Source organism: Myxococcus xanthus, assembly GCF_013116825.1.
GTDB lineage: Bacteria > Myxococcota > Myxococcia > Myxococcales > Myxococcaceae > Myxococcus > Myxococcus xanthus_B.
This window is the reverse complement of sequence record NZ_JABFNS010000018.1, coordinates 14,504-30,314: the sequence shown is the minus strand read 5'-3', so window position 1 is coordinate 30,314 and position 15,811 is coordinate 14,504. Positions and strand designations below refer to the sequence as shown.

Genomic DNA, 15,811 nt, shown 5'->3' with positions numbered 1-15,811 from the left:
GGGGCGTGCAGCTCGGGTCGGCGTCTCTGGCCTGAACGGGCCTGTGAAGGCGAGCGCGGGCGAGCTCTGCCCCATCGCCCAGGCGAACGCCGCGCGCCCGTCGAGCACGGGACGCGCGGCGCGCCGTACGGGTGGACGTTCCGGCCCGGGCGAGCGTCATTCTCCCGCCCAGGGCCACGCCGCGCTCAGGGCGCCACGTATACGCGCGCCATCACCTCGGTCGTGTTGCCCGCGGCGTCCGTTGCCCGGACGTGGACGAGCGACCAGTCGCGGTGCACCAGGTTCACCGTGTGCCGCAGCACGTTGCTGCCCGCGGGAACGTCCTCCATCACGATCCCCTGGGTCACCACCGTGGCGGGGCTGGCGTCCTGCTGCTGGATGACCATCGTGACGACCGGGTCGGGGTTGGTCTCCTGCTCGGTAGGCGACAGGATGACGAGCACCGGCGGCGTGAAGTCCGCGGACACCGTCTGCTCACGCCACGTCACGTGCCCCAGCGCGTCCACGACGGTCAGTCGGACCACGTGCGTCCCCTCCGTGAGGTGAAGCTGGGTGGAGACGTAGCCGCCGCCCGCGTCGGGCATGACGGGGATGGGCGCGCCGCCATCCACGGTGAAGTACGCGGAGGCGATGCCCGTGCTGCTGCCGCCCGCGGTGGCCCAGCCGCACGCCTTGATGGCGGTCCAGTTCGTGTAGCGGGGCAGGCCGCACATCGTGAGCTCCGACGCCCAGCCGAGCACCACCTGGGCGCTGTCGGTGGCGGTCGCGGTGCCGTCATTGACGGTCAGTGACACGGTGACGGTGCCGGCCCCGTCACACTCGATGCTCGAGACCGGGGCTGAAGGTGACCCGAAGGTGCAGTGCACGCCCGGGGGCGCCACATGGCTCCAGGCATAGGTGAGCGGGTCACCATCCGGGTCCGAGGCCGAGCCCCGCAGCGTCAACTGCTGGGAGGCCATGCCCTCCAGGTCGGGCCCGGCGTCCACGATGGGCGGGGCGTTGGGCTTCGTCCAGGTCACCTGCACCTGGTCGGTCACCGAGCCGATGCTCGCGGTCACCACATCCTCGCCGGGGGCGGTGCCCTCGAAGCAGAACTCGGCCTGCCCGTCGGCGGTGGTGTTCACGGAGGCCAAGGCGGAGTTCACTCCGGACGCAGCGAAGTCCACTCGCACGCCCGCGAGCGGCCGGTCCGCGGCGTCCCGAACCGTGGCCGTCACGCAGTGGAGGTCCCCGACGACGGCGACACCCTCTCTGGGCGACAGCGTGAGCTTGCTCACCTCCGCCACGGGCGCCAGGGCCATTCCTCCTGGGTAGCCATAGGAGTCGTAGGCATCGAACCCATAGAGCATGACGCCGAAGGGCTGCGGCGCGGACAGGCGGTGCGCCCCCAGCGCGACGGGGAGCTGGGCCCCCGAGAAGCCGCTGGCCCCGATGGCCTGGAACTGGCTCGCCGGGATGAGCGCCCCGTCCAGCCTCACCTCGGCCACGACGTCGTTGGGGACCACGATGTTGGCGAAGTTGCTGCGGAACCCCGAGCTCGGCGTGGTGACGGTGTACTGGGCGGCGAACTGCTCGAAGGGCGGCACCAACATCATGAACGGGTCGGACGGGATGCCATCGAAGCTCGAGCCATTGGAGTACTGCGTCACGAGGATGGGCTCGTTGGCGGTGATGCTCGCCGAGCCCTGGATGTTCGTCTGGAACACCTGGCCGCGCTGGAGCTGCGCCACCACCGCGCCGTTGAGGCTCACCTGCGTGCCGTCCCTGGCGGCCGCGAAGCGGAAGGTGTCCCCGCCGAGGCGTGTGGCCAGCGGCACGGTCACGAAGCGCCGCCCCCACGTCGAGGTCGGGGGGAGCTGCTCCACCAGGTAGTCACAGGCGATCGTGGTGCCATCCGGGATGTTGGCGCACTGATGCCCGCCGAAGACCGCCACCGGGCGCGTGGCGTGAACGAGCGTCCCGGAGACGTCCGAGGGCGCGGCCCCCGTGCTGCGAAGCTGGTACGTCTGCCCCTTGTTCAGCGCCACCTGGAAGGGCACTCCCGCTGCGTGGTTGCCCACCACACTCGAGGGGGTGATGGTCACCTCTGTCGCGTCCTCTGTGGCCACGACGGAGAACTGCGAGCCGTTGAGGACGTTGACGTTCGGATAGGCCTGCACCACGTAGTCCGTGCCCAGGCTCTCGGTGGGCAGGCCCAGGAACGCATCCGTCGTTTGCACGAGCCGGTTGAGCCCATACACGGAGATGTCCGCGCCCGCGGTGACATGGATGCCCTTGGGCTCCACGCCATCCACGGCCACCTGTGCCACCGAGGAGGGCAGCGCCACCGCCGTCACCTGCCCCGGCGTCACCGAGAAGTCGAAGGACAGCCCCTGCCCCGGAACGCGAACCTGCCCCGTCGTCGCCGTGTCACTGGCGATGAACAACGTGAGCACCGCAGTGGGCTGGTAGTTCCCCGGGAAGGCCAGCCAGAACTCGCGGCCCCGACTGGTCGCCTTGCTCAGTCCGTGCGCGCGGGCATCGTCCTTGCTCGCGAGCCCTTCTAGAGCCTGGTCCCGAGAGGACTCCTCCACACACCCCGTCATCAAACTGCTGACCGCAGCCGCCAGGGCCAGACCGGCCTTCATCCGCATGAACACGCAACCCCCTCTGTTTTTCTTGATGAAACGACTGCTCATTTCTATCCAGGTGTGTCGAAAGACAAAACCTGGGCCAGGCACAGCGAGCCTATTCCTGCCGCGTCAAGACACGCGACGCGGCGAAACAGGGAGCTGGCCCTTTCCAACGTGCAGCTCATCCCTGACTTTGTCAGGGATGATTAGAACTGTGGCACTCCGCCCGCGGACCACACGGACACGATCTGATTGGGAAGAGCCCACATGCTACCGAGGTCGAGTTCGTCGTCCCCGGCATAGCCCTTCTCCAAGGCGGTCAAGAGGCTCGTGAATCCGGCGGTGAGCTGCTGCTGCGCGGCCGCGAGCCCACTGCCCCCTGTGGCGGGATAGGTCTCCAGCGGGCCGCCGAATTTCAGCATTGCCTGCACCATCCGGAATCGCGCGAAATGGCTGAACTGATCCTCCAGGTCGTTGGCATCCTCGGGGCGGAGCTCTGCGTCGATGATGGGTCCCACGTTGCCCTCGCCCTGCCCGACGATGGCCTGGAGCACCTCATTCGCCTGTTTCAGCGCGGTGCGGCTGTCACCGCCGATGGTGCTGCTGAACCTGGTGTAGTCGTCTCTTATATATTGCGGATTGGCGAATTCGCTCTTCTGCCGGTGGTCCGCGTCGGGTTGGTAGAGGTCGTTCCAGCGCTGATGGATGCCCTGCTCGATGGCCTTGTAGAACTGACCGATGGAATCGTAGACATCTTGCGGCCCGTTCGGCGCGCCATCGGACTTTGGCTCGGGAGTCTCGATGGCAGCCAGGAGGGACATTTGCTCAGGGTTCACCGGCCCGAGCTTCACGGGCTTGTTGACCGCGATCCAGGACGGGAACCGGTCGTACCGCGGCGCCCATTCGCCCGTGAACTTCGGCGAGTATCCCTTGGGGGCGAACAGCGCATTGAAGAGGTTGCTGGCCAGCTCGAGGTGCAGCATCTCCTGCACGACGACCGAGTAGATGTTGTTGAAGGCGAGCTGCTCACGGCTTCGATTGGGGTTCTTCTTTCCGCGAACGGTCACCGGCTTGGGCGGGTGGTCAGCGTTCGTGCCGGGAACCTGCAAGGAATAGGCGGCCGTCAGATAGAGGGGGATGGTCCACAGCTCCAGGTAGACGGCTTTCTGGAGATGATCGAAGAGGGCTGCGTCGGTCCAGGTCTTGTTTTGCACAGGGCGCTCTGAGGTTGATACGAGGTGCCGTGGATGGATGCGCCGGCGACGAGAGCAATGTTCGCGCCAGGGGCCGCGGAGGAACGGCTCCAGTCATTTCAACTCTTTGCGGTGAAGCCAGTCTCCGAGTGCCAGGGGAGTCCCATGTCACTGACACGTCAGTGATGGAGGCTGACGTGTCCGCCAGCTTTGCGCTGGGCGTGGAGCTCGTACTCGCCCGCCGAGCTCACTCGCCTTGACGCGCTCAGGACGCAATGACCGAATTTGGGGTAGGCACAGGTTCAGCGAGCTGCCGGATTGTCGAGCTGCAATTCCAAATACATTCGTTCGATGGCCGTCTTGGCACAGTGTACGAACGCGTCGACTTCCGGGCCTCTCCTGGACAAGTCGTCCTGCGTCTCTCCAAGGTAAGACGCCCGCGCACTGCGCGCGACACCTTGATGTTCATCCGGCAGGCGTTCAATGACCCACTGGGCCGCAACGTCCTTGGGGGCGATTCCCCCCGTCGACAGGCTGAACCAGATGCGAGCCAGCGCAAGCACCACGGTCCTTTCGTCCCCTCGCCAGTCCGCAGGTTCGTTCCATTGGAGAACGGTGTCGTAGAACGCTCTCGCCAGATCGGTTCGGGGCACGGGGTCGAAGACGTCGGTTGCTGGCGCGCCCAACAGGCAGATGCTGTGCCTCCTTGCCTTCGCCAGCAAGATTGCCAGGTCGGGGTCCACGATGGCGGGCTGGACGCGGCCTGCTTCCAGTTCTCCGCGCAACCATTCCCCGAATTGAAGTTCGCGCGACGGCGGGTAGCGCCAAGGGACGACCGCATCCCGGACGACAACGGTCACTTCGAGCGGGCGGAGCGATTCATGCGTCATCGGCCATGCCGAGACCGACAACAACTCCTTGCTCAGCGCGTGTCGAACGGCTTCGGTCAGTGGGGCGCTGACGGTGACCAGCAAATCGATGTCGCTGTGTGGTTTCAGCCCTCCATCAACCGCCGAGCCGAAGAGGTGGATGGCCTGCAGCGAACTGGCGAGGTGACGGCCAATCACTGAGCAGGCGCTTGAAACCTGGTGCGTGATTTCAGTCGGTACGGATGCGTTCATGTTGGCCACCATCGGTCGGGCCCTTGGCTCGACAGTCGTCGTTCGGAAGATGCCCCATGCTCTCCCTGGTTGAAAGAGCAGGAGACGATGCTCCCCTGTCGTCAACACTCAATGCAGCGTCACTTCCTCGCTGCGGCCTGCTCTATGGGGGGCTGGCGGGCGCGACATCGCCGGCGCGCTCGGCGATCGGACGGGCATAGCGGACGAGTGAGAGCAGCACCTTGCCCGGCTCCTCGGCCATCATTTCGTGCGCAGACTGCTCGAACCAGACGAGCCGCTTCGACGGCGCCTTGACGCCCGCGAACCATTCGGCGGCAACCGTCGCGGAGACATTGCGGTCGTGGCGTCCGAGGAACAGGATCAGCGGCGTCTTCAGCCGCTTCACATGCGACAGGTCCGCCGTCAGTACCGCGGCAAGGAGCCTCTCGACCGAGAAATCCTGCGCCTTCCAGACCTGGCGTACCTCCTCGTCGGTGTATTCGGGCGACAGATTCACGGCTGCGCCCTCGAAGCTCGCATCGGGACGCCGATAGGCGGCACCTCCGAAGAAATTGAGCCAGCGGCGCTGGAGCAGGATGTCCTTCAACGCCACCGGCTTCTTGCCAACGGCGTAGGGCGCGATCGATTCGAGGTCGCGGATCGCCTCTGCGTTCTTCGCCGCGCGCGCCTGTTCCATCGCCCAGGCCCAGCCGCGCCGCTCGCTCTCCCGCGCATCGATGCCCTGGGCCGCGCCGATATAGGCGTGGAGCCATTCGGGGTGCCTCTCCGCGAGGGTGAGCCCGAGGAGGCTCCCCCAGCTATGGCCGAGGACGAAGATCTTCTCCTTGCCGAAGGTCTTGCGCACCCATTTGACGAGCTCCTCGGCATCGGCGTGCACCTGGTCGACCGTGAGCGTCGGGGCGACCATGGCCGGATCGTTCGCGACATACGTCTTGCCCGAGCCGCGCTGGTCCCACTGGATGACGGTGAAGAACTCGTCCCAGCCGTGCGAGACATACCAGCTCGTCGGCATCGTCACCCAGCCAGGGCCGCCGTGGAGCACGAGCAGCACCGGATTGCGCAGGTCGCGGCTGCGGATCGAGACCCATTGGTCGATGCCCCCGATGCGGAGCTTCTCGGTGCGCTCCATCCCCTCGGGCGCTACGATCTTGCGGAGCTCCGCGATGATCTCGACAGCCTCGGCCCGGTTGCGTGGGCCCGGCGCCTCCTCCGCCTGTGCCTGAATACTCCCCAGAAGCAGCGCCGCCAGCGGTAGCCACCATTCTCTGCGCATCGCTCCCCCTCGATTCTGATCGGGATTTCCGTCGATATCACAAGCCCGATCACCGAGCCACTGCCCGGCCGCTCATGGATGCTCTGGCTCCGCCACCGGTGAGCACCAATGCAAAGTTGGCGAAAGTTCTTGCACCTGCATCTGGCGGAGGCCGCGGGAATAGACAGAAATTTCATTGTGACGGAGGACTGCGCGTCCATCGCTTTGCCCTGGAGTACGGCCAGGGGCAACATGGGCAGGAACTGCTCTCAAGGAGGCCCGAAACCAGCCTCAAGGACCTGTGGCTCATGGAGGTAGCGATGCGACGGCTTGCACTGGTGCTGGGGCTCTTGGGGGGCGTGGGGTGCGCCACCGGCATGCGAGGTATCTCCACCCAGTACAATCCGGAGACGGGGCAGTACGAGACGCCCACGCACGAGGTCGTCTATCAGGTGCCCGCCGAGGACGCGATGATGACGGCCCGGTACATCCTGGAGAAGAGCCGCTATGACGTGATGGAGAAGGAGGGGGGACTGGAGATGTTCTCCTCCTTCATTCCGGACGTCATTCCGCCCGAGCGCTACTACATCCAAGGGACGCGGCTCGGGCCCCGGCAGGCGCTCGTGCGAGTCTTTCGCATCAGGTACACGCAGGAAGGGGGAGGCTACACCGCGGAGGCATCCGGTCGGTCCGGCGGGCATCTCTCCGTGCCGGGAGCCTTTGCCAATATCCCTGGGCTGGAGGGCTACCGGCCGGCGCACGGCTACCGCGACCTGGGGATTGAGCAGAAGCTGCTGGAGCGGCTGGAGATGGCTCCCGCGCTGGAGCTGGTGGGCGGCAACTCCCCTGTGCCCATCCGCTCGGTGGTGATGGAGAACTGGGGCGAGAAGGGGGGGACCACCGCCACGTCCGCCGCTCCCGAGTGTGGTGCTCCCGTGGCGGGCGCCTCGTCCCTGTTCTCCGCCGGAGGCGTCCTGCTCGTGGCGGACCCCCTGGGCACGCAGGAGGTGCCGTCCGCGGCACTGCGGATGTTGTGCGAGGCCTCGGCCCAGGAACTGCCGGTGACGCTGGCGCTGTCGATTCCCGTCTCCGAGCAGCCGCTCCTCGATCGCTACCTGGTCAGCGACGGCGATTCAGCGGCCGTTCAGGAGCTCCTCTCGGGGAGCGCTTTCTGGCGCCGGGCATACCAGGACGGGCGCAGCAGCCGCGCCATGCTGTGGCTCGTCGAGCAGGTCCGCCGCATGCGCGTCTCCGGAAAGGACGTGGACGTGGCCGCCATCGACTCTGACAAGGCCCACGGCAATGAGCGCGAGGCGCAGATGGCCCAGCACCTGCTGAACGCCCAGTCGAAGCGCCCCCAGGCTTGGACGCTGGTGCTCACGGGCAGCGTCCACGCGCGCACCACGGAGGTGAGCTGGGATGGCGACTTCGAGCCCATGGGCGCTCGCGTGGTGCGCGCCCTGCCCTCGGTGCGTGCCCTGGATGTGGGCTTTCAGCGAGGCACCCAGTTCGTATGCCGCTACAGCGTCTGGGACGAGGAGGTGGAGTGCAACGTCTTCGGCATCAGCCCGACGCTCGAGGCACGGCAGTCCTCCAAGCAGGCCGTTGGCCTGCAGCTCTTCACCGCCCAGCAGCCCCACGGCTTCCACGGCCGGCTCTACCTGGGCGCGCTGAGCGCATCGCCTCCCGCGCTCCAGGCGCCGCGCCAGGACACCACCGTCGACCCCGTGTCCTCCTCGGAGTGACTCGCCTTGGCGCGCCCATGACCACGACGTCCATGCGCTCCGAGCCGTTCATGTCCGGAGGTCCGCTAGCCACCGCAGAGCCCGGAGCCCGGGCATGAAGCAGTACTCGCCTCCACGGGTGACCACGAACCGAGGGAGGCCTTGCATGCGCCTGGGGATGGGACGCTTTGGGACTGAGAACACGCCCGTCCCATCGTTCGCGCCGACGAGGGGGTCCTTCGCATCGCCCAGCCCGAGAAAGTCACCGCCGTTGATCCACTCCGATTGCACGAACTCGAACTGCCGTCCGAGGTGCGCGCCGATGAAGGCAAACATCAACCCTCGCTCGGCGCCGTCGTCCTCGAGCATGCCCTCGGGCAATTCGGGCCCGTAGGCGGTTCCGCGCCGGATCATCCGATGGAGTCTGACCACGCCGGCGACGGACGCGTCGCGGGGATTCGCTCGCCGGACGTGTGACGCGGGAGGCGTCTTGTACCCGGTCGGGTCATCTGAATAGAGGAAGGCGTTGTTCCGTGAGGCATCTGCGCCAAGGTCGGGAGCGTCGTGGTGTGGGCACAGCGCCAGCGGCGCGCCGCTCCGCCACCTCCCCATCATCTTCGCCGCCAGAAACTCCTCGTCCTCCCGGCTGCTCGCCATGGCCTTCAGGTACTGCCTGAACGCGGCCACCCGCTGATGAAGCTTGCGGAAGGCGACGTACGTCCCATTGCGCCCCAGGACGTCAGGCCAGGGCATCGGGGACACGCCGCCCGTTTCGTCGGGATAGCCGAGGACGAATTCGCCTGCCTTGAGCGGTTCCTCGTGGGGATTGCTTCCTGGAATGCCGCTGCCCTCGACGGCCGGATGGCTGATGCCGTCCTTGAAGCCGAACGGCTCCTTGCCGGTGCTCAGTGCATGGCAGTCCTGACGCCAGATTGCTTCGATGCCGCCAAGCTCCCGCAGCGCCTTGCGCGCGCGCTCCAGTGCCGTTTCGAGTTGAGCCTGAACCGGCGAAAGCGCCGTCAGCACGACATGGACATCGCTCGTTCCCAGCGGTGGCTCCCAGTGTTCGGGGCTGCTCTCGCCGTCGTCTCCCAGTGCCTTCGCCCGGGCGGCCATCCCCTGGCGGAACTCCCACGCGAAGCTGTCCAGCGAGTCTTGTGGCACGCCCAGCGCCTCGAGCCCGTGATACGTGAGCGCGACGCTGAGCCAGCAATCGGCGGTCGGGCTGCTCGGATGGGCGGCTGTGGCCACCACCGAGCAGAGCCGCCTCATCAACTCCCGCCCCGCGCTCCGGTCATCGATACGGAGGAGGATATAGGTCGCGACGTACGGAGAAGGGCGGGGCCGCAGCACTCCGCTCTGGATGTCGTCCAATTCGAGCATCTCAGTGAGCCGTGGCGAGGTTCTTCCAGAAACGCACGAGGCTCTCATCCGCCCCGAACAAAGTGCTGAAGATGGTGGAGTCGGCGACCAGCACGTCGCCGGCCCTGCCGTCGCCCGGCGGCATCCACACCAGCGCATTGAACTCGGTGTTTCCCTCGTTCGTGAAGGGATGGGGCCTGGTCAGGTCGATCGGCTGTTTCGCCAGGACACGAATGGAATGGGAGTCCTCCGTCGTGACCGCGTAGTGCGGCAGGTGCATGTGGAAGTTGAAGTTCTGGACCCCGGAGAGCCAGCCGCGCGTATCCAGGTCGTCCATCACCGTCAAAGGGACGCTTCGGTTCGTTCCTTCGACGACGGCAGGGCGCAGACCCCAGCGATTCTCGACGGGGATTCCCAGCCCCTTCATCAATGAGCGCGTATAGCCGCCGAAGCGTTGCTGACGAGGCACCAGCGGGTCGCCATGATGGGTGTGTTCCATGGCGCGCTCCGCCAGGTCTGGCGAGTGTCCGACGTCGTGGTGTGGGCCTATCACCAGGCAGGTGCCTTCGCGCTCGAGGAATGCGCGGGCCGCTTCTATCTCCTCCGGGGCGGCCACCTGTCCGGTGACGTTGTGGTCCAGGCCGAAGACGAGCAGCGTGTCCGCATCGGAGAGGACCCTCTCGTCGAGTGGCAGGGTGAAGCCCGCCTGATCGACCCGCTGAAACATGGGGACCCCGTGCCCGGTGACCTCCTCGATGACCTGTTGGAACTTCACCCATGCCCAGAAGAAGAGCTCAAGTGAGCCCGAGACTCCTTGCTGGAACCTCAGCGGGTCTGCCCACTGTGGGGACTCGTAGGCGGGCCAGAGGGCTCGGCGAACCTCGGTCATCGTCGAGAACCGGTTGTCCATTTCGGCAGGGCTTCGATTGGCTTCTCCGGGGTAGCTCCAGGACGTGTAGACGCTGACTCGCCGGTGCCCCCGCATGTATCGCCTCGGCGTGTGGTTCTGGTTGTACGTCCGCCCCGACGTTTCGCTCATGACATGCCTCTACTGCATCTGATCGAGCATCTCGGCGAGCGCGGCCTTGATCTTCAGCGCCTTCTTGATTTCATCGCCCGTGAAGAACGGGTACTCGCCGTACTCGAGAAAGCTGTTGCACTGGTGGTCTCGGATGAATTTGATGAACGCAGGCGTGTTGGTCTTCCAGTCCATGGGAAACCCCTCGAGGTTCTCGAAGGCGGTGTTGATGCCGGACTGTGTGAAGAGTACGACCGCGTCCTCGGTGTATTTGTCGAAATCGGTGTCGAAGATGCCCTGATACATGAACCGGGTGTCGTCATCGAAGAGCACCCAGCGGAGGTAGTGGAGCTTGAGCGGCGCGAGGAGGTCGGGATTGGCCTTGAGTGCTTCGGCGATCCTCTGGCCGTAGCCGCGCATGGCATCGGCGCGCCCCGGCTTGACGTTGGCAACAATCGTGAAGCCATAACAAGCAGGGGTCTTCGGAAAAATCGGACCGTACTTCCCCCGCTCGAGGTGATCAGTCGACCTGGGAATGGCCATGGCCTGGGGCTTGATCTCCATCGCGAGGCTCCTTCTGTGCGTCCACTTCAACGCTTGTGGTGGGGCACAGAAGCCGCAAGGCCGTAGCGGCCAGCAGAACGAGCACACGCTGTCCCGTCGCCTCGGCCCTCGCTGGAGGCTGCGGCGGAAAACACGAGAACAGTCCTTCCGCCCCCTCGACAGAGTCCCTTTTCGTCTCAGGTCTGGGTGAACATGAGGCGGCGACGAGGCATGATGCGAGGATGCGCATCGTCGCCGTCTCGGACACGCACCTCTTCCACGACGAGCTCGTGATGCCCCCGGGCGACATCTTCGTCCACGCCGGCGACATGTGCCGCGCGGGGGACCTGGACGAACTCGCCCGGGCTGCGTCGTGGATTCGTGGTTTGCCCTACCGTCACAAGGTCATCGTCGCGGGTAACCACGACTGGGCCTTCTCCGACTCGCCCGGAGAGGCCCGGGCGCTTCTGGGCGAGGACGTCGTCTACCTGCAGGACGGCGAGGCCACCGTGGCGGGCCTGCGCTTCTGGGGGAGCCCCTGGCAGCCGGCCTACAACGACTGGGCCTTCAACCTGCCCCGGGGCACCGCCCTCGCTAGCAAGTGGGCGGCCATCCCCGAGGGCCTGGATGTGCTCATCACCCATGGGCCTCCGGCGGGCTTCGGGGACCGCTCCTCGGTGGGGGGACGCGGCGGCTGTATGGACCTGCGCGAGCGCGTGCTCGCCGTGCGTCCCCGGCTTCACCTGTTTGGCCACATCCACGACGACGGCGGGCTGTGGCGCGAAGGGGACACGTGCTTCGCCAATGTCACCACGTGGGAGTGCGAGCGCGCGCCCACCGTCCTCCAGCTCGACGCCCGAGGCGTGACGGAGGTGAGCATCCCTCCCGCCCGGCGCTGACTCGCGTTCCTTGTCAACCAGCCCTGGGGGCAGTGGTTTCGAGTAACTTCCCGTTGGAGGGGAACGAGGCGCCTGAGGGCCGACACACGACCGAGCACGTGGCGCGCGGCTCAAACCGCACTGCCGCGCTAATTGGCACTCAACAGGCGGAGCCGTTCGAGGATGGCGTCATAGCCCAGCTCGAACTCCTGCTCTGTATCGGTGTTCCAACCCTTGCCGCCCGAGATGTCCCTTCCATTGGCATCCTTGTGCTTGTCGAAGTTCTGGAGCCCCGCCGAGGCTTTATCCTTCACTGCGGCGGAGATCTCGCGGAGCTGCTCCGTCCAGGACGTGTCCTTGCTGGAGAGCACGTCCGTGATGAAGTTCTTCAGCGCGACTTTCCCGACCTCGCCCGCAGGACCCAAGGGCGCCAACGCCACACCCGCGATAGTCTCCGCCAGGTCTTTCTTGAACTGCCCCGCGTCCTCGGTGCGTTTGATCTCCAGTCCATACGCTCCCACCATGGCTCCCGTGAGACTCCCCAGCGTGCGCGCGTAATGGTCATTGACGGGGGGCTTTCCACTCGCGGTTGCTGGGTTGAGCGCCCCTGCGCGGAGTTGCTTGGGCAAGTCCTCTTTGACGAACTTCGCGAACCCCGGGTCCTTGCCCGAGCCGTTGATGACCGAATCGCGCAAGAACTTCGGCAACGCCTGGAGCGTGTCGTCGTAGGCGCTGTTGGGCCCACCCGAATTGTTCGTCAGTTCATTGATGATACCCGAGGGGGCCGAGCGGAAAATCTTCTTGAGTCCTTCCAGTTGGGCCGCACGGGCGGGGTCGGTCTTGTCCCCCAACGAGTTGGCTCCCACGCGGAAGATGTTCGCACGGTGGTCCGAATACGCCGGCCCCTTGAACAGGTCTGGCACCTGCCCAAGTATCTTGGCCGCACCGTCCGACCTGGTGGGCTCTCGGCCCGAGAAGCTGTTGTTGTGCGGTGGCTGTTGTAGTCCCTTCTCGAGGATTGAGACGAACTTGTCTCTCCCCAGCTCTGCACTGTAATTCTGGATGAGCTTGGGGTCTGAATTGAGTACGTCCGCGAAGTTCTGCGCCTGGATGGTGTTCTTGTCCGCGGTCTTGGCGGATTCATTCAAGAACGTGCGACGAACGGACTCCGGGGTCTCCGGCTGCTTGAGTACGGAGACCATGGCGTCTGGCACCTGGCTCTTGGCCGCTTCGCGTGCCAGCTCGTTCACCACGCTGGGCGACGCGGAGCCCGTGCTCCTGGCGAGCGCTTTCAACGCCGCCGTCTGCTCCGCATCTGTTTTGTAGAGCCCCTTCTGGTCATGGGCGATCTGCGCGGATGCGCTGGAAATCAACTCCTTGCTGTCCTTGTCTCCTAACGTTGCGTAGAGTTGTTTGAGATACTCCGGGTCGTTCTGGTGCTGCTGGATGATCTCGGTGAACTCGCGGGTCCGCTCGTTCCGCCCCGCGCCACCGATGTATCGGTCCTTGTCCTGAAGGCGCTGCGCCGCTTCCTTCCCAGTGGGAGCCTTCTTCGGCTCGGTGGCGTCTGTCTCCTCCGTCGGAGGTGTCGCCGGCTTTTTCTCCGGAGGCTTGGCGGGCGGAGTCGAAGGAGGGTCCTGCGGTCGAGGGCTCGGCGTGGGCGCCCCCAGCTGCGAGAAGTCCTTGGGAGCCTTGCCAAAGCTAGACGCGTCTGTGTGCCCGGAGGGAGTAGGCCGCTGCGCCTGAGTCCGGGGGCTCTGCGGTTTGCTCTCCGCGGGCCTGGTTGTGGTTTGCGGCTTGGGGGCTGTGATTTTGGCCATGGGATGACTCCGAGGCAGCGGGTTCTTTGAAGCTCACTACGCAGCGACCGAATACGAGCCAGGCACAGGCGTCAGGGGACATACCGCTCGGCGGTGTTCAGTACGGCACTGCCGTCGGTACCCCCGATGATGAGCACACTCCCTGATTCCAGCCATGTGGCAGTGTGATTGACGCGCGCCGATGACATGGGGGCGATGAACTCCCAGGAACCATCGCGCCGGAATATCTCCGCGGAGGCACGTGGCATTGCGTAGGGGCTGGAATACCCGCCCGCAATCAGCACCTCGCCTGAGGGCAATGCGGTCGCCGTGTGAAAGGAACGGGCTTCCATCATTTCTGTCTCGTGCGTCCACGAAGTGCTGCTCCAATGAAAGAGTTCTGCTGCCTTGAGGACCCTCCCAGGTGAACCCTCGAGGGAGCCGGTAACCAAAATTCTTCCAGAAGGCAGCAGCGTGGAGGCGTGTCCGTGGCGCCCATATTCCATCTGCGCCAGGAGGGGTCGCCATCCGGCCTCGGGTTGATTCGAGTCGTAGACCTCGGCCGTCGTCTCCGCTCCAGCAGCATTGAAGCCACCAATGGCCACCACCACGCCCACTTCCAGGAGGGTGAGTGTCAGGACGTTGCGTTTGACATTCAAGCTCCCAGCATCTGTCCAGGAGTCGGTGTCCGGGTGATAGAGCGCGGAGGTGTTCAGCCCGTCGAGATGCGAGTTCCCGCCACCCGCCACCAGCACCTCTCTCGAGGGAAGCAGGACGGCGGCATGGCTGGCGCGTGCTCCAAGTGGGATGGGACTGGCAGGAGTCCACTCATTCGCATCCGCATCGTAGATTTCGGCGCTGTTCAGCGCGCCACCTCCAGGGCCCCGGCCACCGACCACCAGTACTTTTCCGTTCGGTAGAAGGGTGGCGGTGTGGTCCATGCGCGCCGTCCCGAGGTCTGGCCCAGGACTCCAACTGTTTGATGAGACGGTGTAGAGCTCGGTGGTGTTCGTGGGGGTGTTGCCTGCGCTGCTCCCACCAACGACGAGCACTCGACCATTTTCCAGTTTCGTGGCCGTATGCCCTGTGCGCCGCGTCTGCATCGGTGCCACCGACTTCCACCCCGGCGATTCGCGCCCGCCATCCGGAGGTCCGCCGTCAGTGCCTGCGTCGGAACCGCCGTCCCCTCCGCCGTGCGGCCCACCTCCATCGTTACCTCCATCCAGGCTGCCGTTGCCATCAGGGCCCGCATCCGATGCGTCATCCAGGCATGCGCCAGGTTTGCTGTTGCAGAATTGGTCCACCGCCTCGTCGACGTCGAGGCAAGCAGCGAGATGGACGCTGAGCACCAGCAATCCAAGGGCTGTCGAGCGACGCAGGGGCTTCATGGCCACCTTCCAGACACGAACGCGGACGACCCATTCGTCCCGAATTGTAGGGAGCCTTGCTCCTCTGGCGACCCCAGCAGGTACATTCCCGTGGCGGCGCCCAGCCCCACCAGACCTCCCACCAGCAACCCCACGGAGACTGTCTGCAGCCCGCGCGCGCTGCTGGCCAGGTTCCTGGCCTCGGCCTGTGAGCCGATGTGCTGCGCCTTGTGCGCCAGCTTCGACTTCTTTCCCTCCGCCAATCCCCAGAAGACGCCCGCTGTGACGACGAGGGCTCCTCCCGCCACCGCGGGGATGAGCGCTCGGTCTCTCAATGCGGAGTGCGAGCCGGCTACTGCGGGAAGCGGCCCTCGTGGCGCCTGAACCCGCTGTGCCTCTGTGGGGGCCTCCATCTTCAGGGGCTCACGAGCGACTCCTCGCGCGGCCAGCTCGCTCAGGACATCCTGGCGCACCGATTCGAAGTGCTGCTTCAGCTTGGGTGAGACAAGCAGCGGCAACTTTGCAGCGGGGTTCAAGAAGAGGGCCGCCTTGAAGGTAGCTTCGGCGTCGCTCAACCGCCCACTCAACTCCACCATGATGACGCCCTCGTAGAGCGACATCACGACCTGATCCTCAGGCCTCTTCGACATCGCCTTGCCGTGGACAACCTGCTCCAGCGCTCGTTCGTACTCGAGGTCCCCTATCAATTGGTGGATGACTACCGCACAGCGGTGCACGTCTGGGGAGACGTCGCCTCGGGCGCTCAAGGGGAGAAGGGAGAGCCCGAGGCACAAAAGCCAGACGCAGGTGTCATGTCGCGACAGGCCGCTCGACAAGACGACTCTTGCATCGTCGTAGATGGAAGGATGCATGGCGTCCTCTCGCGCATGGCGTCCGACTTCGTTTAGTGCTTCGACGTCACCGGGGACGTGATTGGAGGCC

General features: G+C 65.5%; 12 protein-coding genes. 2 read left to right on the top strand and 10 right to left on the bottom strand.

Annotation, left to right across the window (positions count from 1 at the left end):
* Positions 1 to 185: 185 nt before the first annotated feature.
* The 4 genes from HNV26_RS07450 to HNV26_RS07435 form a co-directional block, all read right to left on the bottom strand.
* Complete coding sequence (locus HNV26_RS07450; protein WP_253816322.1) at positions 186 to 2,633, bottom strand: Ig-like domain-containing protein; 2,448 nt, start codon at positions 2,631 to 2,633, stop codon at positions 186 to 188.
* A gap of 185 nt (positions 2,634 to 2,818) precedes the next feature.
* A complete protein-coding gene (locus HNV26_RS07445; protein WP_171439767.1) occupies positions 2,819 to 3,826 on the bottom strand; it encodes a ferritin-like domain-containing protein in 1,008 nt (335 codons plus the stop codon).
* Positions 3,827 to 4,107: 281 nt separating this feature from the next.
* A complete protein-coding gene (locus tag HNV26_RS07440) occupies positions 4,108 to 4,926 on the bottom strand; it encodes an AadA family aminoglycoside 3''-O-nucleotidyltransferase (RefSeq protein ID WP_171439766.1) in 819 nt (272 codons plus the stop codon).
* Between the two features lie 142 nt (positions 4,927 to 5,068).
* Positions 5,069 to 6,199: an alpha/beta fold hydrolase gene (locus HNV26_RS07435; protein ID WP_171439765.1), complete on the bottom strand. Its 1,131-nt coding sequence runs from the start codon at positions 6,197 to 6,199 to the stop codon at positions 5,069 to 5,071.
* 299 nt (positions 6,200 to 6,498) lie between these two features.
* Here HNV26_RS07435 and HNV26_RS07430 point away from each other — a divergent pair, with 299 nt between their 5' ends.
* Positions 6,499 to 7,923 carry a hypothetical protein gene (locus HNV26_RS07430; RefSeq protein ID WP_253816321.1) on the top strand — a complete coding sequence of 475 codons (1,425 nt, stop codon included), beginning with the start codon at positions 6,499 to 6,501 and terminating at the stop codon, positions 7,921 to 7,923.
* 48 nt (positions 7,924 to 7,971) lie between these two features.
* On the opposite strand, the gene HNV26_RS07425 is transcribed toward HNV26_RS07430, so the two are convergent.
* From HNV26_RS07425 to HNV26_RS07415, 3 genes are read right to left on the bottom strand one after another with little or no spacing between them, the layout of a single operon-like run.
* Positions 7,972 to 9,285, bottom strand: a complete 1,314-nt coding sequence (locus tag HNV26_RS07425) for a Dyp-type peroxidase (protein ID WP_171439763.1) — start codon at positions 9,283 to 9,285, stop codon at positions 7,972 to 7,974.
* 1 nt (position 9,286) lies between these two features.
* Positions 9,287 to 10,303 carry a hypothetical protein gene (locus HNV26_RS07420; protein ID WP_171439762.1) on the bottom strand — a complete coding sequence of 339 codons (1,017 nt, stop codon included), beginning with the start codon at positions 10,301 to 10,303 and terminating at the stop codon, positions 9,287 to 9,289.
* Positions 10,304 to 10,312: 9 nt separating this feature from the next.
* A complete protein-coding gene (locus HNV26_RS07415) occupies positions 10,313 to 10,846 on the bottom strand; it encodes a hypothetical protein (protein ID WP_171439761.1) in 534 nt (177 codons plus the stop codon).
* A gap of 221 nt (positions 10,847 to 11,067) precedes the next feature.
* On the opposite strand from HNV26_RS07415, the gene HNV26_RS07410 reads away from it, so the two are divergent.
* Positions 11,068 to 11,724, top strand: coding sequence for a metallophosphatase domain-containing protein (locus tag HNV26_RS07410; RefSeq protein ID WP_171439760.1), 657 nt, complete (start codon positions 11,068 to 11,070; stop codon positions 11,722 to 11,724).
* A gap of 128 nt (positions 11,725 to 11,852) precedes the next feature.
* On the opposite strand, the gene HNV26_RS07405 is transcribed toward HNV26_RS07410, so the two are convergent.
* The 3 genes from HNV26_RS07405 to HNV26_RS07395 form a co-directional block, all read right to left on the bottom strand.
* Positions 11,853 to 13,523, bottom strand: coding sequence for a transposase (locus HNV26_RS07405; protein WP_253816320.1), 1,671 nt, complete (start codon positions 13,521 to 13,523; stop codon positions 11,853 to 11,855).
* Between the two features lie 71 nt (positions 13,524 to 13,594).
* Positions 13,595 to 14,890 (bottom strand): Kelch repeat-containing protein, encoded by a 1,296-nt coding sequence (locus HNV26_RS07400; protein ID WP_216611885.1) that lies wholly within the window; start codon positions 14,888 to 14,890, stop codon positions 13,595 to 13,597.
* Positions 14,887 to 15,519: a hypothetical protein gene (locus tag HNV26_RS07395; protein WP_253816319.1), complete on the bottom strand. Its 633-nt coding sequence runs from the start codon at positions 15,517 to 15,519 to the stop codon at positions 14,887 to 14,889. Before HNV26_RS07395 ends, HNV26_RS07400 begins: the two co-directional genes overlap by 4 nt.
* Positions 15,520 to 15,811 lie beyond the last annotated feature (292 nt).